Source organism: Enterobacter sp. BIDMC 27, from assembly GCF_000534415.1.
Taxonomy (GTDB): Bacteria; Pseudomonadota; Gammaproteobacteria; order Enterobacterales; family Enterobacteriaceae; genus Enterobacter; species Enterobacter hormaechei_C.
On sequence record NZ_KI973178.1, the window covers coordinates 2,452,405 to 2,475,773 of the forward strand.

At 55.3% G+C, this 23,369-nt stretch carries 16 protein-coding genes; 10 read left to right on the plus strand and 6 right to left on the minus strand.

The genetic code is table 11. The annotated features are described in order from the left end of the window. Positions 1-197: 197 nt before the first annotated feature. The 4 genes from aat to trxB all read right to left on the minus strand — a co-directional run bounded on the left by aat (position 198) and on the right by trxB (position 5,518). Positions 198-902: a leucyl/phenylalanyl-tRNA--protein transferase gene (gene aat, locus L463_RS11080; protein ID WP_032103403.1), complete on the minus strand. Its 705-nt coding sequence runs from the start codon at positions 900-902 to the stop codon at positions 198-200. A gap of 45 nt (positions 903-947) precedes the next feature. Further along, positions 948-2,669 carry a heme ABC transporter ATP-binding protein/permease CydC gene (gene cydC / locus L463_RS11075; protein WP_032103402.1) on the minus strand — a complete coding sequence of 574 codons (1,722 nt, stop codon included), beginning with the start codon at positions 2,667-2,669 and terminating at the stop codon, positions 948-950. Beyond that, positions 2,669-4,435 carry a heme ABC transporter permease/ATP-binding protein CydD gene (gene cydD, locus L463_RS11070; RefSeq protein ID WP_015570980.1) on the minus strand — a complete coding sequence of 589 codons (1,767 nt, stop codon included), beginning with the start codon at positions 4,433-4,435 and terminating at the stop codon, positions 2,669-2,671. Before cydD ends, cydC begins: the two co-directional genes overlap by 1 nt. Positions 4,436-4,549: 114 nt before the next feature. Continuing rightward, positions 4,550-5,518: a thioredoxin-disulfide reductase gene (trxB, locus tag L463_RS11065; RefSeq protein WP_032103401.1), complete on the minus strand. Its 969-nt coding sequence runs from the start codon at positions 5,516-5,518 to the stop codon at positions 4,550-4,552. Positions 5,519-6,061: 543 nt separating this feature from the next. On the opposite strand from trxB, the gene lrp reads away from it, so the two are divergent. The 10 genes from lrp (at position 6,062) to L463_RS11015 (ending at position 20,056) form a co-directional block, all read left to right on the plus strand. Beyond that, positions 6,062-6,556, plus strand: a complete 495-nt coding sequence (lrp, locus tag L463_RS11060; protein ID WP_000228469.1) for a leucine-responsive transcriptional regulator Lrp — start codon at positions 6,062-6,064, stop codon at positions 6,554-6,556. A gap of 135 nt (positions 6,557-6,691) precedes the next feature. Further along, positions 6,692-10,360 carry a DNA translocase FtsK 4TM domain-containing protein gene (locus L463_RS11055; protein WP_032103400.1) on the plus strand — a complete coding sequence of 1,223 codons (3,669 nt, stop codon included), beginning with the start codon at positions 6,692-6,694 and terminating at the stop codon, positions 10,358-10,360. Between the two features lie 126 nt (positions 10,361-10,486). Further along, positions 10,487-11,101: an outer membrane lipoprotein periplasmic chaperone LolA gene (lolA, locus tag L463_RS11050; RefSeq protein WP_017384837.1), complete on the plus strand. Its 615-nt coding sequence runs from the start codon at positions 10,487-10,489 to the stop codon at positions 11,099-11,101. Between the two features lie 9 nt (positions 11,102-11,110). After that, positions 11,111-12,454 carry a replication-associated recombination protein RarA gene (rarA, locus tag L463_RS11045; protein WP_023296220.1) on the plus strand — a complete coding sequence of 448 codons (1,344 nt, stop codon included), beginning with the start codon at positions 11,111-11,113 and terminating at the stop codon, positions 12,452-12,454. A gap of 92 nt (positions 12,455-12,546) precedes the next feature. Next, entirely contained in the window at positions 12,547-13,839 is a 1,293-nt protein-coding gene (gene serS, locus L463_RS11040; RefSeq protein WP_003858266.1) for a serine--tRNA ligase, read from the plus strand. Positions 13,840-14,050: 211 nt separating this feature from the next. After that, complete coding sequence (dmsA, locus tag L463_RS11035; RefSeq protein ID WP_015570977.1) at positions 14,051-16,495, plus strand: dimethylsulfoxide reductase subunit A; 2,445 nt, start codon at positions 14,051-14,053, stop codon at positions 16,493-16,495. Between the two features lie 10 nt (positions 16,496-16,505). Next, positions 16,506-17,123, plus strand: a complete 618-nt coding sequence (locus L463_RS11030; protein WP_017384835.1) for a DMSO/selenate family reductase complex B subunit — start codon at positions 16,506-16,508, stop codon at positions 17,121-17,123. A gap of 1 nt (position 17,124) precedes the next feature. Continuing rightward, positions 17,125-17,988 carry a dimethyl sulfoxide reductase anchor subunit family protein gene (locus L463_RS11025; RefSeq protein WP_017693703.1) on the plus strand — a complete coding sequence of 288 codons (864 nt, stop codon included), beginning with the start codon at positions 17,125-17,127 and terminating at the stop codon, positions 17,986-17,988. Between the two features lie 275 nt (positions 17,989-18,263). Further along, positions 18,264-19,412, plus strand: a complete 1,149-nt coding sequence (locus tag L463_RS11020) for an MFS transporter (protein ID WP_003858254.1) — start codon at positions 18,264-18,266, stop codon at positions 19,410-19,412. 122 nt (positions 19,413-19,534) lie between these two features. Next, positions 19,535-20,056 carry an anti-virulence regulator CigR family protein gene (locus L463_RS11015; RefSeq protein WP_023296221.1) on the plus strand — a complete coding sequence of 174 codons (522 nt, stop codon included), beginning with the start codon at positions 19,535-19,537 and terminating at the stop codon, positions 20,054-20,056. Positions 20,057-20,092: 36 nt separating this feature from the next. Here the strand turns inward: L463_RS11015 and pflA are convergent, their stop codons facing one another. Together pflA and pflB are read right to left on the minus strand one after the other, a co-directional pair. Beyond that, on the minus strand, positions 20,093-20,833 hold the full coding sequence (gene pflA / locus L463_RS11010) for a pyruvate formate lyase 1-activating protein (RefSeq protein WP_003858250.1): 741 nt from the start codon (positions 20,831-20,833) through the stop codon (positions 20,093-20,095). A gap of 203 nt (positions 20,834-21,036) precedes the next feature. Beyond that, positions 21,037-23,319 (minus strand): formate C-acetyltransferase, encoded by a 2,283-nt coding sequence (gene pflB, locus L463_RS11005; RefSeq protein ID WP_003858247.1) that lies wholly within the window; start codon positions 23,317-23,319, stop codon positions 21,037-21,039. Positions 23,320-23,369: the final 50 nt, after the last annotated feature.

Consider the following 23,369-nt stretch of genomic DNA (forward strand, 5'->3'; position numbering starts at 1 on the left):
ACGCAGCAAAACAGTCTCAGCGTATTGCCCAAGCGTCACGGTACAACCGAACGGAAAGCGCATTCGTAAAGGGGAGACGACAGGATAAACGTAAGGACGTTATCTGAAGCGAGGGTCCCAAACGGCGGCGGGGCAACAGGCAGAAGCTACTCTGCGGCGTAATTATAACACCCTCATAAAAAATATGCGGAAAACATTTAGGCATTGGGTATAAAGAGCGTTCTGGGAACCCAAAAATCGCGTGGTAGGGTCTTCTTTCGGCACTGTTCCAGGTGTTCGATATAGTGTCGGCGGGAGATTTCAACGGCGCCGAGCGAGGCGGTGTGCTCATTCAGCACCTGGCAATCCATCAGCCGTCCGCCGCGTCGGGCAAATTCCTCGCTAAACACCAGCAGCGCGGTTTTCGACGCATTCGTGGCGCGGGAGAACATCGACTCGCCGCAGAACAGCGTGCCCTGCGCCACGCCGTACATTCCGCCGACGAGGTTATCCTCTTTCCATACTTCAATAGAGTGCGCGTAGCCCAGCTCATGAAGCTGGTGGTAGGCGATAATGATATCGCGGGTTATCCAGGTGCCTTCATGACGATCTTCAGCGCAGCCTTCGATAACCTGGCCGAAGGCGTGATTGAGCGTGACGCGAAAGGGGGATTTTGCATGAAAACGCTTCATGCTGCGGCTCAGGTGAAACTGTCCAGGCCACAGCACGGCTCGCGGGTCGGGAGACCACCATAAGATCGGGTCGCCGGGAGAAAACCACGGGAAGATGCCGCGCTGGTAAGCCATTAAGAGCCGTGCCGGGCTGAGATCGCCGCCCAGAGCCAGCAAGCCGTTAGGTTCACGCAGCGCCCCCTCCGGTGAAGGGAACGCAATATTATGGCGAGAAAGCTGCACCAGGCGCATGACAACAGAACTCCAGTACGCGAGAGAGGACGCTACAAATATAGTCTACAGGCGCTGTTTAAACTGGTAGTAGCGACCCTGTTTTGCCAGCAGCTCTGCGTGACTACCTTGCTCAATTATGTGTCCGTTGTCCATCACAATTATCTGATCGAAATTCACCAGCCCGCGCAGACGGTGCGTGACCATCACCACGGTTTTACCTTTCATCACATTCGCCAGTAAATCAAGGATTTGGCTCTCTGTCGTGGCATCCAGTCCTTCTGTCGGTTCATCCAGCAGCATCAGCGGCGCATCGTGCAGCAGCGCACGCGCAATGGCCAGACGACGCAGTTCGCCGCCGGAAAGCTGTCGACCCCCTTCACCCAGCCAGCTGTTCAACCCGTCGTCTTCAAGCAGCTTGTGCAGCCCAACCTGCTCCAGCATTGCCCGCAGCGTATCGTCGGAGGCGTCTGGTGCCGCCAGAAGAAGATTATCGCGCAGCGTAGCGCTGAACAGATGCACCCGCTGGGGCACGACGCTGACCGTTTTACGCAAGGCCGCTTCGCTAAAACCAGACAGCGGAACGTCGTTAAACCGAATCTCGCCCTGCTGTGGGTCCCACGCGCGCGTGAGAAGTTGCAGAAGTGTCGATTTCCCACATCCCGTACGGCCAAGGATCGCAATGCGCTGCCCGGCATCAACAGAAAGGGTGATGTCTTCCAGCGCGTTTTGCGCCTGCTTGTCGTAGGCGAAAGTGACATTGCTGAGCGTCAGCGCGACCTGCTCTGGCACAGCGGTTTGACCCGCGCTGAACTTCACTTCCGGCTCCTGCTCGGCAATATCCGTAATGCGCAGCGCAGAGGCAATCACCTGGCCGAGATGCTGAAAGGCGCCCGTGACCGGGGCTAAGGCTTCAAAGGCTGCCAGGGCACAGAAAACAAACAGCGCAATCAGCGGGCCAGGCTGCGCGTTACCGCCCACGCCACCGGAGGCCATCCAGAGCATGGCGATAACGGCAATCCCACCAATTAACATCATCAGCGCCTGGGAGAACGCGGTCAGTTCAGACTGGCGACGCTGGGCTTCATGCCAGTTCAGCTCCGTATTTTCCATGCGGGCGCGGTAGCGCTTGCTGGCACCAAAAAGGGTGAGCTCGGCCTGTCCCTGCAACCAGGCGGTGAGCTGCTGGCGATATTCTCCACGCAGGCGCGTCAGGTTTTCCCCGGTGGTTTTACCTGCACGATAAAACAGGGGCGGCAGAATAATCAGCGTCATCAGCATGATGCCGCCGAGCGTCAGTGCGATGGGAACATCCAGGAAACTCAACCCCAGCGTGACCACGACAATCACTACAAACGCGCCCACCATAGGTGAAATGACGCGCAGATAGAGGTGATCCAGCGTATCCACATCTGCGACCACGCGGTTGAGTAATTCGCCCTGTCGAAAACGTGCCAGCCCGGCAGGGGAGAGGGGCAGCAGTTTGCTGAAGGTGTAAATACGCAGGTGTTGCAGCACGCGGAAGGTCGCGTCGTGGCTGACCAGACGTTCAAAGTAGCGCCCGGCAGTTCGCGTAATGGCCGTGCCGCGCACCCCGGCGGCAGGCAGCATGTAGTTAAAGCTGTACAGTCCGGCAAAGCCTGCGGCCGCAGACGCGGAGAGGAACCAGCCGGAAAGCGTAAGCAGACCGATGCTGGCCAGCAGAGTAACGATCGCCAGCACGATCCCGAGCGTCAGCATCCATTTGTGGCGTTTATACAGTGCAAGATACGGAAGCAGGGCGCGCATCAGATATCCTCCTGACGGTTCGCCAGCAGGGTCGCAAACGGCCCCTGCGCGGCAACAAGCGCGGCGTAATCGCCTTGCTCAACAATGTGTCCGTTTTCCATCACCCAAATCTGATCCCAGTCGGCAATACCTTCCAGCTGGTGGGTCACCATCAGGGTGGTTTGCTGGCGTGAGGCTGCGTTAAGCGCATCCATCACGCGCTGCTCGCTGTGAGCGTCCAGGCTGGCGGCGGGTTCGTCCAGCAGCATTAGCGAAGAGGGATTCAGCAGCGCACGGGCAACCGCGACGCGCTGTGCCTGGCCTACTGACAGCCCGGCAGACTGATCGCCAATGACGGTATCGACACCCTGCGCAAGCAGCGGCAGAAACTCGCTGACCCAGGCGCGGTCGAGGACCGATTGCAGCTCATCTTCACGCGCATCCGGCCGTGCCAGCAGCACATTCTCGCGTAGCGTCGGAGCTGGCAGCTGAGGGTTTTGCCCCACCCAACTCAGCTGTTTACGCCAGGCATCAGGATCGAGCTCGCGCAGCTCCGTTTTATTGATACGCAGCGATCCGGTGTACGCCATAAAACCTGACAGCGCATTCAACAATGAGCTTTTACCTGAGCCGCTGGTACCCACCAGCACCACACGTTGCCCGGCAGGCAGGGTAAAGTTCAGCGGACCGGCCAGCACTTTGCCTTCAGGCGACAGAACAGAAAAATCCTGTGCTTCAATGGTCACCGGATCGTTCGTATTCAGCGTTACCTCACCACGCTCCGGATTCGCCAGCGGCGTTTCCATGAAGGTTTTCAGGCTGTCGGCAGCACCCACCGCCTGCGCTTTGGCATGGTAAAAGGTGCCGAGATCGCGAAGCGGCTGGAAAAATTCCGGGGCCAGGATCAGCGCCAGGAACCCGGCGGAAAGCGTGACCGCCGTACCGTAGTGGCCAAAGTCCAGCGCGCCGAGGTAGGAGAAGCCAAAGTAAACCGCCACCAGCGCAATCGACAGGGAGGTGAAAAATTCGAGCACACCAGATGAGAGAAAGGCCATGCGCAACACTTCCATGGTGCGCTGACGGAAATCCTGCGACGCCAGGCGAATGTTTTCGGTTTCCGCTTCACCACGACCGAAGATCCGCAGGGTTTCCATTCCGCGCAGACGGTCCAGGAAATGACCGCTCAACCGACCCAGCGCCAGGAAGTTACGACGGTTAGCATCTGCCGCGCCCATGCCGACCATCGCCATAAACAGCGGGATGAGCGGGGCGGTGCCTAGCAGGATCAACGCCGCCACCCAGTTAACAGGGAAGATGGCGATAACAATCATCAGGGGCACAAACACCGCCAGCGCCATCTGGGGAAGATAACGCGCGTAGTAATCGTGCATATCGTCGATTTGCTCAAGGATCAGCGTCGCCCAGCTGCCGGCTGGCTTACCCTGGATCCACGCAGGTCCGGCTTCCGAAAGCCGATCGAGTACCTTGCGGCGAATCTCATAGCGGATGTGCTGCCCGGCGTGGAACCCAACCCGCTCGCGCAGCCAGACCACCCACGCACGCAGAACGAAAACCAGCACCAGAACGATAAACGGCAACAGCAGCGCTTCGCGCGGAATGTTCTCCATGATCATATGATTGAGAATGCGGGCCAGCAGCCATGCCTGGGCAACAATCAACAGACCGCTGATGAATCCCAGAACGCGGGAAATCATAAGCCAGCGGCGGGACAGAACGCTTTGCTGTTTCAGCCAGCGGGTTAACTCTTGTTGACGGGTTTTTTCCATTGCGTACTTTGCAGGTGACGTTATAAGAAATTAGACCTCTGCATGTTACACGCGAGCAAAAATAAAGGCGACCAGTGGCCGCCTTTATTTACGTTTGTTACTGACTTGTAAAGATTATTTGCCTTGTTCAGCCAGCCCGTCCAGGTAGCGTTCTGCGTCCAGCGCGGCCATACAACCGGTGCCCGCAGAAGTGATCGCCTGACGATAAATATGGTCCATCACGTCGCCAGCTGCGAAGACACCCGGAACGCTGGTCTGGGTGGCGTTGCCGTGAATGCCAGACTGCACTTTGATGTAGCCGTTCTCCAGCTCCAGCTGGCCTTCAAAGATAGCCGTGTTCGGGCTGTGACCGATTGCCACAAACAGGCCTGCCACTTCCAGCGTTTCGACGTTATCGGTGTTCTGGGTATCACGGATACGCAGTCCCGCCACGCCCATCTGATCGCCAGTCACTTCTTCCAGCGTACGGTTGGTATGCAGCACAATGTTGCCGCTCGCCACTTTGTCCATCAGGCGTTTAATCAGGATCTTCTCCGCGCGGAAGGTGTCGCGACGGTGAATCAGGTGTACTTCAGAGGCGATGTTTGCCAGGTAGAGCGCTTCTTCCACTGCGGTGTTACCGCCGCCGATCACGGCGACTTTCTGATTGCGATAGAAGAAACCGTCGCAGGTAGCGCAGGCAGATACGCCTCGGCCTTTGAACGCTTCTTCAGATGGCAGACCAAGGTAACGGGCAGAGGCGCCGGTGGCGATGATCAGCGCATCGCAGGTGTATTCGCCGCTGTCACCCGTCAGGCGGAACGGACGGTTCTGCAAATCCACTTTATTGATGTGGTCGAACAGGATTTCGGTTTCGAATTTGGCGGCATGCTCGTGCATGCGCTCCATCAGCAGCGGCCCGGTCAGGTCGTTCGAGTCGCCAGGCCAGTTTTCCACTTCCGTGGTGGTGGTCAGCTGACCGCCTTTTTCCATCCCGGTGATCAGTACCGGTTGCAGGTTAGCGCGTGCAGCATAGACCGCTGCGGTATATCCCGCAGGTCCAGAACCAAGGATTAGCAGCTTACTGTGTTTGGTCGTGCCCATGAGATCCCCATTGTTGTTGGCAGGCAATGGGCTGGATTGTAGGGAATTTGTTGCCGTAAAAAAAGAGCAGGAGAGTTTTGCTTCCGATATATGCAATAGACGCGCCCTATGGGTCAGAGGCGGTCACATCACTTCTGCTACTGAAAACCGCGCGTTTATAAGGCAATAAAATGAGGATTAATACCCCTCCGTAATGAATATCCGGCATGTTGTACTAAAAATCGATGTTTTGCTTTGACAATCCCCTGCGCTTTTGCGAAAACATTCAAGGAAGAAAAAAAGACGCACGAACTGCATGCCGCATAGACATGCACGGAAATGCCATTTTTACCGGGTCAGTGAAATCTACGCATGGTGTGGACAGACGCCATACGTGATGTCTGTGACTGCTTTCGGGCAACGGTCTTCTTACCGCAGAACCCGAATCTACATCGCGTCTAATACATAACCAGGCGATGTGATGAATAACGGGTCCAGGCTCTGAACAGTGATGTGCACAGGGTCCAGGCAGGAGTAGGGAAGGAATACAGAGAGACAATAATAATGGTAGATAGCAAGAAGCGCCCTGGCAAAGATCTCGACCGTATCGATCGTAACATTCTTAATGAATTGCAAAAGGATGGGCGTATTTCCAACGTCGAGCTTTCAAAACGTGTGGGACTTTCCCCGACGCCGTGCCTTGAGCGTGTGCGTCGACTGGAAAGACAGGGTTTTATTCAGGGCTATACGGCTCTGCTGAACCCGCATTATCTGGATGCCTCACTTCTGGTATTTGTTGAGATTACTCTGAATCGTGGTGCACCAGATGTGTTTGAGCAATTTAACGCCGCTGTGCAAAAACTTGAAGAAATTCAAGAGTGTCATCTGGTTTCCGGTGATTTTGACTACCTGTTGAAAACCCGTGTGCCTGATATGTCCGCCTACCGTAAGCTGCTGGGTGAAACCCTGCTGCGTCTGCCAGGCGTGAACGACACCCGTACTTATGTGGTGATGGAAGAGGTCAAACAGAGCAATCGTCTGGTTATTAAGACGCGCTAACACGGAACAGGTGCAAAATCAGTGTAGTTTGATTACACTCCTGTTAATCCATACAGCAACAGTGCCGGGGAGTCCCGGCGCTGTTGTCCGTTTTAGCACACAGGCAGGACATGCCTGATACCTGGAGAGCCTTTCTTGAGCCAGGAATACACTGAAGACAAAGAAGTCACATTATCTAAGCTAAGCAGCGGACGTCGTCTCCTTGAGGCGTTACTGATTGTTATTGCCCTTTTTGCCGTCTGGCTGATGGCTGCCTTACTCAGTTTCAACCCCTCAGACCCCAGCTGGTCGCAAACCGCATGGCATGAGCCTATCCATAATTTAGGTGGCGTTCCCGGCGCCTGGCTTGCGGACACACTCTTCTTCATTTTCGGTGTGATGGCCTATACCCTTCCCGTCATCATTATTGGCGGATGCTGGTTTGCCTGGCGTCATCGACAGAACGACGACTACATCGATTATTTTGCCGTTTCGCTGCGCCTGATTGGCGCCCTGGCGCTGATCCTCACCTCCTGCGGACTGGCGGCGATCAACGCCGATGACATCTGGTACTTCGCCTCCGGCGGGGTGATTGGCAGCCTGTTGAGCTCCGCGCTGCAACCGATGCTTCACAGCAGCGGCGGCACGCTGGCGCTGCTTTGTATCTGGGCAGCGGGCCTGACGCTGTTTACCGGCTGGTCCTGGGTGAGCATTGCCGAAAAAATCGGCAGCTTTATTCTGACTCTGCTGACGTTTGCCAGCAATCGCACCCGTCGTGATGATACGTGGGTCGATGAAGACGAATATGAAGATGAGTACGAAGAGGAAGACGAGGCACCCGTGCAGCGTCGTGAATCCCGCCGTGCCCGTATTCTGCGCGGTGCTCTGGCACGCCGCCAGCGCGTTGCTGAAAAATTTGCTAACCCGTTAGGCCGTAAAACGGATGCCGCGCTTTTCTCCGGCAAACGTATGGATGAAGAGGAGCAGATTGAGTATCGCGGCGCGGCCGTCGATCCTGATGATGTGTTGTTCTCTGGTCATCGAGCTACGCCGGGTGAGTATGATGAATACGATCCGCTGTTGTATGGTCATTCCGTGACTGAACCGGTAGCCGCTGCTGCTGCCGCAACGACGGCTGCGCAGGCCCATGTTGCGCCTGTTGAAGCCGTGATGCCGTCCTCGCCTGTTCCGGCACCGGAGTCCGCGATCCAGCAACCGCAGGTGGACTGGCAGACTGCGCCAGGTGTCCATACGCCTGAACCGACCATTGCGCCGGAGCCTGAAAGCTATATTCCTGTGCAGCAGGAACAGTGGCAGCAACCGTATCAGCCGCCTGAGCCTGCCAGCGAGCCGCAACAGCCGTATCAGGCTTATACGCCCGAACCTGCTGAACCTGAACAGCCATACGTTGCGCCGGTGTCTGAACCCGAAGTGGTGGAGGAAGCGAAGCCATCCCGTCCGCCATTGTACTATTTTGAAGAGGTGGAAGAGCGCCGTGCCCGAGAGCGCGAGCAGCTTGCCGCCTGGTATCAGCCCGTGCCTGAGCCGGTGCAGGAGCCTGTTGTAAAAGCGCCTTCTGCAAGCGTTGCACCTGTAGATCCAGCGCCAGCCGTTGCGTCAGGAGCGGAAACCGTGAAGCAGGCAACGGCAGCCGCTGCCGCGTCCGCTCCGCTATTCAGCCCGGCAACCGATGGTGCGCCGCGTCCTCAGGTAAAAGAGGGCATTGGTCCACAATTGCCGCGTCCTAATCGCGTGCGCGTACCGACGCGCCGGGAGCTGGCCTCTTATGGCATTAAACTGCCTTCCCAGCGTATGGCGGAAGAAAAAGCCCGTGAGTCCGACTACGAAGATGATGCCGACGAACTGCATCAGGATGAGCTGGCGCGTCAGTTTGCCGCCCAGCAGACTCAACGCTACGGGAATGAGTACCAACACGATGTTCATTCTCAGCAGGATGAAGATGATGCTGCCGAAGCGGAATTAGCGCGTCAGTTTGCGGCCACGCAGCAGCAACGTTATTCCGGTGAGCAGCCTTCGGGGGCAAACCCGTTCTCGCTCTCGGATTTTGAATTTTCACCGATGAAAGATCTGGTGGATGACGGTCCGAGCGAACCGCTGTTCACGCCGAGCGTGATGCCAGAAGCGGAACCGGTGCGTCAGGCGCCAGCGCCGCAGGTTAATGCGCAACCACAACAGCCAGTGCCGCAGGCTTATGCGCAGCCGCATACACCGCCGGCCCAACCGCCGCAGCCGCAGTTCCAGCAGCCAGCACCACAGCCGCAGGAAAGCCTGATTCACCCGCTGTTGATGCGTAACGGAGACAGCCGTCCGCTGCAACGACCAAGTACGCCGTTGCCGTCGCTGGATCTGTTAACGCCGCCGCCAGCGGAAGTCGAACCGGTGGATACTTTTGCTCTTGAGCAGATGGCCCGTCTGGTGGAAGCGCGTCTGGCTGACTTCCGTATTAAAGCGGACGTGGTGAACTACTCCCCTGGCCCGGTGATCACCCGTTTCGAACTGAACCTGGCGCCAGGCGTAAAAGCGGCGCGTATTTCTAACCTGTCCCGTGACCTGGCGCGTTCTCTGTCGACCGTGGCGGTTCGCGTGGTGGAAGTGATCCCAGGTAAGCCTTACGTTGGCCTTGAGCTGCCAAACAAGAAACGCCAGACCGTTTATCTGCGTGAAGTTCTGGATAACACCAAATTCCGCGACAACCCGTCCCCGCTGACCGTGGTGCTGGGTAAAGATATCGCTGGCGATCCGGTGGTTGCCGATCTCGCGAAGATGCCGCACCTGCTGGTTGCGGGTACCACCGGCTCCGGTAAATCGGTCGGGGTGAACGCCATGATCCTCAGTATGCTCTACAAAGCGCAGCCTGAAGATGTGCGTTTCATCATGATCGACCCGAAAATGCTTGAACTGTCCGTCTACGAAGGCATTCCGCACCTGTTAACGGAAGTGGTGACCGACATGAAGGACGCCGCCAACGCATTGCGCTGGAGCGTCAATGAAATGGAGCGTCGCTATAAGCTGATGTCTGCGCTGGGCGTGCGTAACCTGGCCGGTTATAACGAGAAAATCGCTGAGGCGGCACGTATGGGCCGTCCGATTCCGGACCCATACTGGAAGCCGGGTGACAGCATGGATGCCCAGCATCCGGTGCTGGAAAAACTGCCTTACATCGTGGTGCTGGTGGATGAATTCGCCGACCTGATGATGACCGTTGGCAAGAAAGTGGAAGAGCTGATTGCGCGTCTGGCACAGAAAGCGCGTGCGGCGGGCATCCACCTGGTGCTTGCAACGCAGCGTCCGTCCGTAGACGTTATCACCGGACTTATTAAGGCAAACATCCCGACCCGTATCGCGTTTACCGTGTCGAGTAAAATTGACTCGCGTACTATCCTGGACCAGGGTGGTGCAGAGTCGCTGCTGGGGATGGGTGATATGCTCTATTCCGGCCCGAACTCCACCTCGCCGGTGCGTGTCCACGGTGCATTTGTTCGCGACCAGGAAGTGCACGCGGTGGTGCAGGACTGGAAAGCGCGCGGTCGGCCGCAATACGTTGACGGCATCACCTCCGACAGTGAAAGCGAAGGTGGCGGCGGTGGTTTTGACGGCGGCGAAGAGCTGGATCCGTTATTTGACCAGGCGGTTAATTTCGTTACCGAAAAACGTAAGGCGTCCATCTCCGGCGTCCAGCGCCAGTTCCGTATTGGCTACAACCGCGCGGCGCGTATTATCGAGCAGATGGAAGCCCAGGGTATTGTGAGCGAACAGGGGCATAACGGTAACCGTGAGGTGCTGGCGCCACCGCCGTTTGATTAACCTTCAGCGATTGCAAAGAAGGGTAAATCAGCAAAAATTAAGCATATTCTTCTGTCGCCTGCCTTCGGGCAGGTCCAGAATAGAAACGGAACCCCATATCGGGAAGACGTATTTTAAGGAATAACAATGAAAAAAATCGCCATCGTCTGTGCATTACTCTCCAGTTTTGTTGCCAGCAGCGTCTGGGCTGATGCAGCCAGCGACCTTAAAAGCCGACTGGATAAAGTGAGCAGCTTCCACGCCAGCTTCACGCAAAAAGTGACTGACGGCAGTGGCAACGCGGTGCAGGAAGGTCAGGGGGATTTGTGGGTGAAACGCCCGAATCTCTTCAACTGGCACATGACCCAGCCGGATGAAAGCGTGCTGGTGTCCGACGGGAAAACCTTATGGTTCTACAACCCGTTTGTTGAGCAGGCGACCGCCACCTGGTTGAAAGACGCGACCAGCAATACGCCGTTTATGCTCATTGCCCGTAACCAGTCCAGCGACTGGCAGCAGTACAACATTAAACAAAACGGTGATGAGTTCGTCCTGACACCAAAAGGCAGCAACGGTAACCTGAAGCAGTTCACCATTAACGTGAGCAGCAACGGTACCATTAATCAGTTCGGTGCGGTTGAGCAGGACGATCAGCGCAGTAGCTATCAGCTCAAGTCTCAGCAAAACGGCGCCGTAGATGCTTCGAAATTCACCTTTACCCCACCGCAGGGCGTAACGGTGGACGACCAACGTAATAAGTAAGAGGCATGAGTGAGCAACCTGTCGCTCGATTTTTCAGATAATGCGTTTCAACCTCTGGCCGCCCGTATGCGGCCAGAAAATTTAGCGCAGTACATCGGCCAGCAACACCTGCTGGCTGCGGGGAAACCCTTGCCGCGCGCCATAGAGGCGGGGCATCTGCACTCCATGATCCTCTGGGGGCCACCCGGCACCGGCAAAACAACCCTCGCTGAAGTGATCGCCCGCTATGCTAACGCGGACGTTGAGCGCATCTCGGCGGTTACCTCCGGCGTGAAGGAGATTCGTGAGGCGATCGAGCGCGCGCGGCAAAACCGTAATGCCGGGCGCCGCACCATTCTGTTTGTCGATGAAGTCCACCGCTTCAACAAGAGCCAACAGGATGCGTTTCTGCCGCACATTGAAGACGGCACGATTTTCTTCATCGGCGCAACCACGGAAAACCCGTCGTTTGAGCTGAACTCTGCGCTCCTTTCCCGCGCCCGCGTTTACCTGCTTAAATCCCTGACTACAGAGGATATCGAAAAGGTTCTGACCCAGGCGATGGAGGACAAAGCGCGGGGTTACGGCGGACAGGATATCGTTCTGCCGGACGACACGCGTCGTGCGATCGCTGAACTGGTCAACGGCGATGCGCGTCGGGCGCTGAATACGCTGGAAATGATGGCCGATATGGCCGAAGTGGATGATGCCGGCAAGCGCGTACTGAAACCTGAATTGCTCACCGAAATAGCCGGTGAACGCAGCGCACGCTTCGATAATAAAGGCGATCGTTTTTACGACCTGATCTCGGCATTACATAAGTCCGTGCGCGGCAGCGCCCCGGATGCGGCGCTCTACTGGTACGCGCGTATCATTACCGCCGGTGGCGATCCGTTATATGTCGCGCGTCGCTGCCTGGCCATCGCGTCAGAAGATGTCGGTAATGCCGATCCACGCGCCATGCAGGTCGCTATTTCCGCCTGGGACTGCTTTACCCGCGTCGGACCCGCGGAAGGTGAGCGTGCCATTGCGCAGGCAATTGTCTATCTGGCCTGCGCGCCGAAAAGTAACGCGGTGTATACCGCCTTCAAAGCGGCGATGTCAGATGCACGTGAACGTCCGGACTACGATGTGCCGGTTCATCTGCGCAATGCGCCAACCAAATTGATGAAAGAGATGGGTTACGGGCAGGAGTATCGCTACGCCCATGATGAACCCAATGCCTACGCCGCCGGGGAAGAGTATTTCCCGCAGGAGATGGCACAAACCCGCTATTATCATCCCACAAACAGAGGTCTTGAGGGTAAGATTGGCGAAAAGCTCGCCTGGCTTGCCGGACAGGATCAAAATAGCCCTATAAAACGCTACCGTTAGTTCAATCGTTGCGGTAATGTTGGCAATATATCTCTGTGGCCGCAGGCTGTGGTCACTTTTTCCTTTTTTAATTCGATAAGCACAGGATAAGCATGCTCGATCCCAATCTGCTGCGTAATGAGCCAGACGCAGTCGCTGAAAAACTGGCACGCCGGGGCTTTAAGCTGGATGTAGATAAGCTGCGCGCTCTTGAAGAGCGTCGTAAAGTTTTGCAGGTACAAACTGAAAATCTGCAAGCAGAGCGTAATTCTCGATCGAAATCCATTGGCCAGGCGAAAGCGCGCGGGGAAGATATTGAGCCATTACGCCTGGAAGTGAACAAACTGGGTGAAGAGCTGGATCAGGCGAAAGCTGAACTGGATGTTCTTCAGGCTGAAATTCGTGATATCGCTCTGGCGATCCCGAACATTCCTGACGACAGCGTGCCTGTCGGCAAAGACGAAAACGACAACGTTGAAGTGAAACGCTGGGGCACGCCTCGCGAGTTTGACTTCGAGGTGCGCGATCACGTCACGCTGGGCGAAATGCACGCGGGCCTGGACTTTGCGGCTGCGGTTAAGCTGACGGGTTCTCGCTTTGTGGTCATGAAAGGTCAAATTGCCCATCTGCATCGCGCTCTGGCGCAGTTCATGCTGGATCTGCACACCGAGCAGCACGGCTACAGCGAAACCTACGTTCCGTATCTGGTTAACCACGATACGCTGTACGGTACAGGCCAGCTGCCGAAATTTGCCGGCGATCTGTTCCACACCCGTCCGCTGGACGAGGAAGCAGACAGCAGCAACTACGCGCTGATCCCAACCGCGGAAGTGCCGCTGACCAACCTCGTGCGTGATGAGATCATCGACGAAGACGATCTGCCAATCAAACTGACCGCGCACTCTCCATGTTTCCGTTCTGAAGCCGGTTCTTACGGTCGCGATACGCGCGGTCTGATCCGTATGCACCAGTTCGATAAAGTTGAGATGGTGCAGATCGTTCGTCCGGAAGAGTCTATGGACGCGCTGGAAGAGATGACCGGTCATGCTGAGAAAGTGCTGGAGCTGCTGGGCCTGCCGTACCGCCGTATGGCGCTGTGCACCGGCGACATGGGCTTCGGTGCCTGCAAAACCTTCGACCTTGAAGTCTGGGTGCCTGCGCAGAACACCTACCGTGAAATCTCCTCCTGCTCCAACGTCTGGGATTTCCAGGCGCGTCGTATGCAGGCGCGTTGCCGCAGCAAATCTGACAAGAAAACCCGTCTGGTTCATACCCTGAACGGTTCCGGTCTGGCAGTAGGCCGTACGCTGGTTGCTGTGCTGGAAAACTACCAGCAGGCTGACGGACGCATTGAGATCCCGGAAGTGCTGCGCCCTTACATGAAAGGCCAGCAGTTCATCGGCTAATTATTTGCTCTAAGACAAAAAAGCGCCTCAGGGCGCTTTTTTTATGCCTCTGATTTGATACGAAGCAATAACCCCTCCCTCTAAAGTAGTAATACTCCTCCGAACGAAAGTCAGCATAAAACACTGATAACCAAAAATATCGTTATACATAAAACTATATAGCGGTGTATGCCGCCCTTTATTTCTTTGTGAGCAACCAAAGTGAGTCTTTATGAAAATCAAAGCGCCTGAAGCGTTAATGGCTGCCGAGGTCACTCGCCGTGGGTTGATGAAAACCACGGCAATAGGCGGTCTGGCGGTTGCCAGCAGCGCCTTTACGCTCCCTTTTACCCGTCTGGCGTCGGCGGCGGAGGCTCTGTCTCCCGCTTCAGCCCCGGAAAAAGTGGTGTGGAGTGCCTGTACCGTTAACTGTGGTAGCCGTTGTCCTCTGCGTATGCATGTTGTGGACGGTGAAATCAAATATGTCGAAACAGACAATACCGGCGATGATAACTACGAAGGGTTACATCAGGTTCGTGCCTGTCTGCGTGGCCGTTCAATGCGCCGTCGCGTTTATAACCCGGATCGTCTGAAATACCCAATGAAGCGCGTCGGTAAGCGTGGGGAAGGGAAGTTCGAGCGTATTAGCTGGGACGAAGCCTACGATATTATCGCGACTAACATGCAGCGCCTGATCAAAGAGTATGGCAACGAATCCATCTACCTCAACTACGGCACCGGGACGCTGGGCGGTACCATGACCCGCTCCTGGCCGCCGGGTAAAACGCTGGTGGCGCGCCTGATGAACTGCTGCGGCGGCTATCTCAATCATTACGGCGACTACTCTTCCGCACAGATTGCTGCGGGTCTGAACTACACCTACGGCGGCTGGGCAGACGGTAACAGCCCGTCGGATATCGAAAACAGTAAACTGGTGGTGTTGTTCGGTAACAACCCAGGCGAAACCCGGATGAGCGGCGGTGGGGTAACCTATTATCTTGAGCAGGCGCGCGCCAAATCCAACGCACGTATGATCATCGTCGATCCGCGCTATACCGATACCGGCGCGGGACGTGAAGACGAGTGGATCCCTATTCGCCCTGGTACCGATGCGGCGCTGGTCAATGCGCTGGCGTATGTGATGATCACTGAAAACCTCGTCGATCAGCCGTTCCTTGATAAATACTGCGTTGGTTATGACGAGAAGACCCTGCCAGCCAGCGCACCGGCTAACGGGCATTACAAAGCGTACATTCTTGGTCAGGGCAGCGACGGGGTAGCGAAAACCCCTGAGTGGGCATCCACCATTACCGGCATTCCAGTCGAGCGTATTGTTCAGCTGGCCCGTGAAATTGGTTCAGCAAAACCGGCTTATATCAGCCAGGGATGGGGACCACAGCGTCACGCGAACGGCGAAATTGCCACCCGCGCTATTTCTATGCTCTCGATTCTGACTGGCAACGTTGGTATTCACGGCGGTAATAGCGGGGCGCGTGAAGGCTCGTATGAAGTCCCGTTTGAACGTATGCCAACGCTGGATAACCCGGTTCAGACCAGCATCTCCATGTTTATGTGGACGGACGCGATCGAGCGCGGCCCGGAAATGACCGCGCTGCGTGACGGTGTTCGGGGCAAAGATAAGCTGGACGTGCCGATCAAAATGATCTGGAACTACGCCGGTAACTGCCTGATCAACCAGCACTCTGAAATCAACCGCACCCATGAAATTTTGCAGGACGACAAGAAGTGCGAAATGATTGTGGTGATCGACTGCCACATGACCTCATCGGCGAAGTATGCCGATATTCTGCTTCCAGACTGCACCGCGTCTGAGCAGATGGATTTCGCGCTGGACGCCTCCTGCGGCAACATGTCCTATGTGATCTTCACTGACCAGGCCATCAAACCGCGCTTCGAGTGCAAAACCATTTATGAGATGACTTCCGAGCTGGCGAAACGTCTTGGCGTTGAGCAGCAGTTCACTGAAGGACGTACTCAGGAAGGGTGGATGCGCCATCTGCACGAGCTCTCACGCAAAGCCATTCCTGACCTGCCGGACTTCGATACCTTCCGCAAGCAGGGCATGTACAAGCAGCGCGATCCCGAAGGGCATCACGTGGCATATAAAGCCTTCCGCGACGATCCGCAGGCCAATCCGCTGACCACGCCGTCGGGCAAAATCGAGATCTACTCCGAAGAGCTGGCAAAAATTGCTGCAACGTGGGAATTGCCGGAAGGGGATGTTATCGATCCGCTGCCGATTTATACGCCAGGCTTCGAAAACTACAACGATCCGCTGACGGCGAAATTCCCGCTTCAGTTGACCGGTTTCCACTACAAAGCGCGTGTTCACTCCACCTACGGCAACGTTGACGTACTGAAAGCGGCCTGCCGACAGGAGATGTGGATCAACCCGATGGATGCGAAAGCGCGCGGCATCAGTAATGGCGATCGCGTACGTATCTTCAACGGACGTGGCGAAGTGCATATCGAAGCTAAAGTGACTCCGCGTATGATGCCTGGCGTTGTCGCGCTGGGGGAAGGGGCCTGGTATAACCCGGATGCGAACCGTATCGATCAGGCGGGCTGCATCAACGTTCTCACTACGCAGCGTCCGTCGCCGCTGGCGAAGGGCAACCCATCCCACACAAACCTCGTTCAGGTTGAAAAGGCGTAAGGAGTAACCGATGACAACCCAGTATGGATTTTTTATTGATTCCAGCCGCTGCACCGGGTGCAAAACCTGCGAGCTGGCCTGCAAGGATTACAAAGATCTGACCCCGGACGTTAGCTTCCGTCGTATTTATGAATACGCGGGCGGCGACTGGCAGGAGGACAACGGCGTCTGGCATCAGGATGTCTTCGCCTATTACCTGTCGATTGCCTGCAACCACTGCGAAGATCCGGCCTGCACCAAGGTCTGCCCGAGCGGGGCAATGCACAAGCGCGACGACGGTTTTGTGGTGGTGGACGAGGATGTCTGCATCGGCTGTCGCTACTGCCACATGGCCTGCCCGTACGGCGCGCCGCAGTACAATGCCGCCAAAGGCCACATGACCAAGTGCGACGGCTGCCATAGCCGCGTGGCGGACGGCAAAAAGCCCATCTGCGTCGAATCCTGCCCGCTGCGCGCGCTGGACTTTGGCCCGATTGAAGAGCTGCGCAAAAAACACGGTCAGCTTGCTGCCGTCGCGCCGCTGCCGTCTGCGCACTTCACGAAGCCGAGTATTGTGATTAAACCTAACGCCAACAGCCGTCCGACGGGTGACACCACCGGCTACCTGGCAAACCCGAAGGAGGTGTGAGATGGGAAGTGGATGGCATGAATGGCCGCTAATGATCTTCACGGTCTTTGGGCAGTGCGTGGCGGGCGGGTTTATCGTCCTTGCGCTGGCGCTGTTAAAAGGGAACCTCAATGCTGAACAGCAGCAGCGTTTGGTGTTAAGCATGTTTGGCCTGTGGGTGTTGATGGGCATTGGGTTTATCGCCTCTACGCTGCACCTGGGCTCACCGATGCGCGCGTTCAACTCCCTGAACCGCGTAGGTGCCTCTTCGCTGAGTAACGAGATTGCCAGCGGGGCAATCTTCTTTGCCGTTGGCGGGCTGGGGTGGTTACTGGCAGCGGTGAAAAAGCTGCCGTCAGGGTTACGCGCGTTGTGGCTCATCGTCACCATGGTACTGGGCGTTGTCTTCGTCTGGATGATGGTCCGGGTGTACAACACCATCGATACCGTTCCGACCTGGTACAGCGTCTGGACGCCGATGAGCTTCTTCCTGACCATGTTTATTGGCGGGCCGCTGCTGGGTTATCTGCTGCTGCGTGTGGCTGGCATTAATGGTTGGGCGATGCGCCTGCTGCCCGCGGTCTCGCTGCTGGCGCTGGTAATCAGTACCGTTGTCGCGCTCATGCAGGGAGCGGAGCTGGCGACCATTCACAGCTCTATCCAGCAGGCTTCGGCGTTGGTGCCGGATTACGGTTCGCTGATGGCCTGGCGTGTGGTGCTGCTGACGGCGGCGCTGGTGTGCTGGATTGCCCCTCAGCTTAAAGGTTACTCGCCTGCGCTGCCGTTACTGTCCCTGGCCTTTGTGCTGGTGCTGGCAGGGGAGTTAATTGGTCGCGGCGTATTTTACGGTCTGCATATGACGGTCGGTATGGCTATCGCCAGCTAATTTTTAGATTTTGTTATAAAAAGCCGGGACATAGCGCCCGGCTTTTCTTTTTTCATTCATGAAATTTTTCGACTGATGTTTCGTTGTAAAAATTCCCGGAAATAAATAAAAACAAATAGATAATTAATATCAGTAGCAGGCTTTGCATTAGCAGGATGAGTTTTTTAAATCGACAAGGCGCATAACGTGCGTGACGCCTGAACCGGTGGATTGACTTTGTTTTTGCCAGTGGCATGATGCGCACGAAATCTGAACTTCCTCACGGTTTTTAATCCATGACCACCTATACCCGCCCGGTGCTTTTGTTGCTCTGTGGCCTGCTTTTGCTGACCCTGGCGATCGCGGTGTTAAACACACTCGTCCCGCTATGGCTCGCCCATGAAAACTTACCGACCTGGCAGGTGGGTATGGTTAGCTCGTCCTTTTTTACGGGCAATCTGCTGGGCACCTTATTAACGGGCAGCCTTATTAAGCGCTTTGGTTTTAACCGCAGTTATTATCTGGCGTCGCTGATCTTTGCCGTCGGCTGCGCCGGTTTAGGCCTCATGGTCGGCTTCTGGAGCTGGATGGTCTGGCGCTTTATTGCGGGCGTCGGCTGCGCCATGATCTGGGTGGTGGTTGAAAGTGCGCTAATGTGCAGCGGAACGTCCCGTAATCGCGGGCGTCTTCTGGCGGCCTATATGATGGTTTACTACGTCGGTACCGTTCTGGGACAGCTGATGGTCAGCAAACTGCCAACAGACCTGATGAGCGTGCTGCCGTGGGTGACGGGCATGGTTCTGGCGGCGATCCTGCCGCTGCTCTTTACCCGCATTGTGAATCAAAACAGCGAGCATCAGGAAGCTACCCACGTCTGGCCGATGCTGAGACTGCGCCAGGCGCGTCTGGGGGTTAACGGCTGCATTATTTCCGGGATTGTGCTGGGCTCGCTCTATGGCCTGATGCCGCTCTATCTTAACCATCAGGGCGTCAGTGATTCCGGGATCGGTTTCTGGATGGCGGTGATGGTCAGCGCGGGGATTGTCGGCCAGTGGCCGATTGGCCGCCTGGCGGACCGCTTTGGTCGTCTGCTGGTGCTGCGCGTCCAGGTTTTCGTGGTCATCATGGGCTGTCTCGCCATGCTCAGCAACGCCGCAATGGCGCCTGCGCTGTTCATTCTGGGAGCTGCGGGCTTTACGCTCTATCCGGTCGCGATGGCCTGGGCCTGTGAGAAAGTTGAGCATCACCAGCTGGTTGCAATGAACCAGGCTTTGTTGCTGAGTTACACCATCGGCAGTTTACTGGGTCCGACGTTTACCGCTATGCTCATGCAAAATTATTCTGACAATCTGCTGTTTATTATGATCGCCAGCGTGTCGTTTATTTATCTGTTAATGCTGCTGCGCAAAGTGGGCGAACATCCAACGCCAGTGGCCCATGCATGACTTATTAAAAGCCTGTCGATGACAGGCTTTTTTGTCCCTGTCACATATAAGACTTTTACTTATTGTGAGTTTTTACTGCCTGGCGATAATTCAAATGAGTTTACCACTAAAAGGCAGCAATCATGTCTACTCGTCGTTTTTCCACTACCGCACTTGCCGTAGTGTTGGCTTTAACGTTTGCAACGGCTCCGGCCATGGCTAATCCTGGAAACGGGAATGGTGGTGGTCACGGAAACGGTGGCGGACAAGGTAATAGCGGCAATCATGGTAACGGGAACGCTGGTAACCATGGTAATAAACACAATAACGGTCAGGATAACCCTGGGAAATCGGATAAGAGCTTTAAAAACAGCAAAGATGTCGGTAATGATGTGGATGCTCGCGTGAGCTTCGATCATGCCCGCCATCTGGCACTGAATTACGGCTTAACGGGCTACGACTCTCTGCCTCCGGGAATTGCGAAAAACCTGGCGCGCGGTAAGCCACTGCCTCCGGGCATTGCGAAGAAAACCGTGCCAGCCGATATGCTGGGTCAGCTTCCTTCCTATCCGGGCTATGAATGGCGCGTAGTAGGTGACGACCTGGTCTTAATTGCGCTGAGTACGGCGATTGTGTCTTCCGTTATTAATGGCGTCTTTAAATAGAATATAAAAAGGCCCGGTTTTCACCGGGCCTTTTCGTTAATACATGACCTTGTGGCCATACTGCTCAAGAATACCTTTGACGCGCTCCATCGTCTCTTTTTTCGGCGGCTTCACGCCATCGAGTTTGTACTCTTCACCCATCGCCACCCATTTATGTTTACCCAGCTCGTGATAGGGCAGGAGTTCAATTTTCTCCACGTTACCCATATCCCGGGTAAATTCACCCAGACGATGTGCAGAGTCATCATCATCTGACCAGCCCGGCACCACCACGTAGCGGATCCAGGTCTTGACGCCTTTGTTGGCAATGTATTTGGCAAATTCCAGGGTACGGTGGTTTGAAACGCCAACCAGATTCTGGTGGATCTCATCGTTCATCTGCTTGAGATCGAGCATGACCAGATCGGTCACTTCAAGCAGTTCATCAATAACCGGATCGTAACGGCGCACAAAGCCGTTGGTGTCGAGGCAGGTATGAATGCCTTCTTTGTGGCAGGCGCGGAACCAGTCGCGCACAAACTCAGCCTGAAGAATGGCTTCACCGCCGGATGCCGTCACGCCACCGCCGGACGCGTTCATGAAGTGGCGATAGGTCACCACCTCTTTCATCAGATCTTCAACGGTGACTTCTTTACCGCCATGGGTGTCCCAGGTGTCACGGTTATGGCAGTACAGGCAGCGCATCAGGCAGCCCTGGAAGAAAGTGATAAAGCGGATCCCCGGGCCATCGACGGTGCCACAGGATTCAAAGGAGTGAATGCGACCAATAATTGACATTGCGGTGATATCTCCGAATTTGGCCCATCCGGGGGCCTATGTAGATGCACAGCTCAAAGGCTATGTCGAGTCTGTTTTGGCTGTTATCCATTAAGTATAGATAGCGGACAAAAGAGACTGATGAAGCGAGGGTGTTAAAAAGGCCCCACTTGCGTGGAGCCTTTATTGTACGCTTTTTAACGCGTGATTTCAGTCAATTCCACTTACATGGACTGAGTGAAAGTACGGGTAATAACGTCCTGCTGCTGTTCTTTCGTCAGGGAGTTAAAACGTACTGCGTAGCCAGATACGCGGATGGTCAGCTGAGGATATTTCTCAGGATGTTCCATCGCGTCGAGCAGCATTTCACGGTTCATCACGTTCACGTTCAGGTGCTGACCACCTTCGATGGACGCTTCGTGGTGGAAGTAACCATCCATCAGACCCGCCAGGTTAGTTTTACGCACTTCGTCGTCTTTACCCAGCGCGTTTGGCACGATAGAGAAGGTGTAAGAGATACCATCTTTCGCGTAAGCAAACGGCAGTTTAGCAACGGAGGTCAGAGAGGCAACCGCACCTTTCTGGTCACGACCGTGCATTGGGTTAGCACCTGGGCCGAATGGCGCGCCAGCACGACGACCGTCTGGGGTGTTACCGGTTTTCTTACCATACACAACGTTAGAGGTGATGGTCAGAACAGACTGAGTCGGGATAGCGTTACGATAGGTAGTGAGTTTCTGAATTTTCTTCATGAAACGTTCTACCAGGTCAACCGCCATGTCATCAACGCGAGCGTCGTTGTTACCAAACTGCGGATATTCGCCTTCGATTTCGAAGTCGATAGCCAGACCATCTTCGTCACGAATTGGTTTAACTTTCGCATATTTGATTGCAGACAGGGAGTCAGCCGCAACGGACAGACCTGCGATACCACACGCCATGGTGCGAACGACGTCACGGTCGTGCAGCGCCATCAGAGAGGCTTCGTAGCTGTACTTGTCGTGCATGTAGTGGATAACGTTCAGCGCGGTCACGTACTGTTTAGCCAGCCAGTCCATGAAGTGGTCCATGCGGTCCATGACTTCGTCATAGTTCAGCACGTCGCCTTTGATCGGTTCAGACTTAGGACCAACCTGCATTTTCAGTTTTTCATCAACGCCGCCGTTGATTGCGTACAGCATGGTTTTCGCCAGGTTTGCACGCGCACCGAAGAACTGCATTTGCTTACCAACAACCATTGGACTTACGCAGCAAGCGATAGCGTAGTCATCGTTGTTGAAGTCAGGACGCATCAGGTCATCGTTCTCATATTGCAGAGAAGAGGTGTCGATGGACACTTTAGCGGCGAATTTCTTGAAGTTCAGAGGCAGTTTTTCAGACCACAGAACGGTGATGTTCGGCTCCGGAGAAGGACCCATGGTGTACAGGGTGTTCAGGAAGCGGAAGCTGTTTTTGGTTACCAGAGTACGACCATCTACGCCCATACCGCCGATAGATTCGGTTGCCCAGATTGGGTCACCAGAGAACAGCTCATCATATTCTGGGGTACGCAGGAAGCGAACCATACGCAGTTTCATGACCAGGTGGTCAATCATTTCCTGAGCGTCTTGTTCAGTGATTTTGCCTGCTTTCAGGTCACGTTCGATGTACGCATCCAGGAAGGTGGATACGCGGCCGAAGGACATTGCTGCACCGTTCTGAGACTTAACAGCGGCCAGGTAGCCGAAGTAGGTCCACTGGATAGCTTCCTGAGCGTTGGTAGCAGGACCAGAGATATCGCAGCCGTATTTAGCCGCCATCTCTTTGATCTGACCCAGCGCACGGTGCTGTTCAGCGATCTCTTCACGCAGACGGATAGTCGCTTCCAGGTTTACGCCGTTTTCCAGGTCAGACTGGAGAGAGACGAACTGCGCGTATTTGTCTTTCATCAGGAAGTCGATACCGTACAGCGCAACGCGACGGTAGTCACCGATGATACGGCCACGGCCATAGGCATCTGGCAGACCGGTCAGAACGCCAGATTTACGGCAGTTCAGAATGTCTTTGGTGTAAACATCGAATACGCCCTGGTTATGGGTTTTGCGGTATTCGGTGAAGATTTTTTTCAGCATTGGGTCCAGCTCGCGGTTATACGCTTTGCAGGAACCTTCAACCATTTTGATACCACCGAACGGGATGATTGCGCGTTTCAGTGGTGCTTCAGTTTGCAGACCGACGATTTTCTCAAGGGCTTTGTTGATGTAGCCAGCATCGTGAGAAGTGATGGTAGAAGCAACGGAGGTGTCAAAATCAACTGGCGCGTGAGTGCGGTTTTCCAGTTTAACGCCTTCCATCACGCTGTCCCACAGCTTGGTGGTTGCGTCAGTCGCACCAGCCAGGAAGGATTCGTCACCTTCATACGGGGTATAGTTTTTCTGAATGAAGTCACGGACGTTGACTTCATTCTGCCAGTCACCTTTCGTAAAACCTTCCCAGGCTGTGGCTAACTTTTCATTAAGCTCGGACATGTAACACCTACCTTCTTAAGTGGATTTTTTATTTACTGCCTGAGACAACC